Source organism: Streptococcus sp. SM3 (assembly GCF_027497875.1).
In genome coordinates this window covers 1-1,618 of record NZ_JAJNSA010000202.1, presented here as the reverse complement: position 1 = coordinate 1,618, position 1,618 = coordinate 1, and the positions used below count along the sequence as shown (strand labels likewise).

The 1,618-nt window shown below is 45.2% G+C and carries 1 protein-coding gene; it reads right to left on the bottom strand.

The genetic code is table 11. The annotated features are described in order from the left end of the window. Positions 1 to 150: 150 nt before the first annotated feature. Positions 151 to 1,618 (bottom strand): cardiolipin synthase (gene cls, locus PAN06_RS14140; RefSeq protein ID WP_269796649.1); only part of this gene is annotated, 1,468 nt, incomplete at its 5' end.

Here is a 1,618-nt window from a genome sequence, read left to right as displayed (position 1 = left end):
TTCCTCTGCTCTTTCCTTTTAGAAAAAAGCCCATTATCTTCTCTAGTATACCAAATTCTGCCGACCATGTCAGCCTCTTGCCACATAGTCCTATGGAAAAAGAGTCAGATCTCTCAGCTTCTGACTCTTTCTTCTGTATTTCTACACCTATTACAACATCGGTGCGAACAATTGCATAATTTCCTTGATTAAGCTTTGGTGCCAAGTAAAGCGGAAGGTATCTTCAGTGATTTCTTGAGACACTTCAAAGATATGGTCAAAATCCGCCCGAATCTCTTTCAGAGCAGGCGTCCGATACATCCAGACAGCATTTTCATAGTGATGGACCAAACTGCGGTAATCAAAGTTAATCGACCCTACAACCGCCATTTCATCATCGGCAAGAACTTGCTTACTGTGGACAAAACCAGGCGTGTACTCATAGATTTTCACACCAGCATCCATCAGATCCAAGTAAGCCCCACGCGTAACAATTTGGATCAATTTTTTATCCGGAATATGCGGGGTCACGATGCGAACATCCACCCCACGAAGGGCCGCATTGCGGATATCTTCTGTCAAATCATAATCGATGATCAAGTAAGGAGTCGTGATATAGACGTAATCCGTCGCCAGGTTGATCATATTTTGATAGACCGTCTTTCCGACCTGCGACTTGTAAATCGGCTTTGGTCCACTCCCATAGGGAATGTAGAGCCCTTCGCCTTCGACTGCCTTGTTTTCAATATGGTAGCGGTCAAAATCCTCGATTTCCCCACGGTTGATGTACCAGTTCATGAGGAAGAGTCGCGTTAAGGCCTTAACAGCTCGTCCATCCAAGCGGATGGCACTGTCCTTCCAGTGACCAAACCGCTCAATGTGGTTGATATACTCGTCTGCCAAATTGACACCACCCGTATAGCCGATCTGCCCATCAATGACCAGAATCTTTCGGTGGTCTCGGTTATTATAAGCCACTGTTAGACGGGGGATCACCTTGTTAAACTTATGGGCATCAATCCCCATCTTTCGCAATCGTTTGGTATAGTTCCCAGCCAAGGTCGCCATACAGCCGATATCGTCATAAAGGAGTTTGACTTCGACCCCCTCTTTCACTTTCTGCTCTAAAATCTCTAGGATACTGTTCCACATCAAGCCCTCATCAATGATGTAAAACTCGATGAAGATAAATTTTTTCGCCGCTCTCAGATCCTCTAGTAGTTGCGCATACATCTCCTCCCCTAGAGGGTAAAAGGTTGATGCCGTCCCATTGTAGAGATCCGCATTGTGATCCATGGATAAAATCGACTTGACCAAGCCATAAACCGCCTTGCTTTCTTGCTTGAGCTCCTTACGCAACTGATGACTATTGTCCTCTCGAAACTTCATGGACTCCATATTTTTCAGCTGGATCATTTCCTTTTTGGACAAACGTCGCTCTCCAAACATGAGGTATAAAAGCGATCCAAAGACAGGAATGACGGCAATCAAGAGCCAGGTCACCTTATTTTCAGGCGGGGTATTTCGATTAACAATAGCTAAGATTGTCGACACATATAAGAGCCCAATGACTGCAACAGATAGCCAATGAGGGAACCATCTATTAAGCCAGAAGAAGGCCGCAAAGGATGCCCATAGT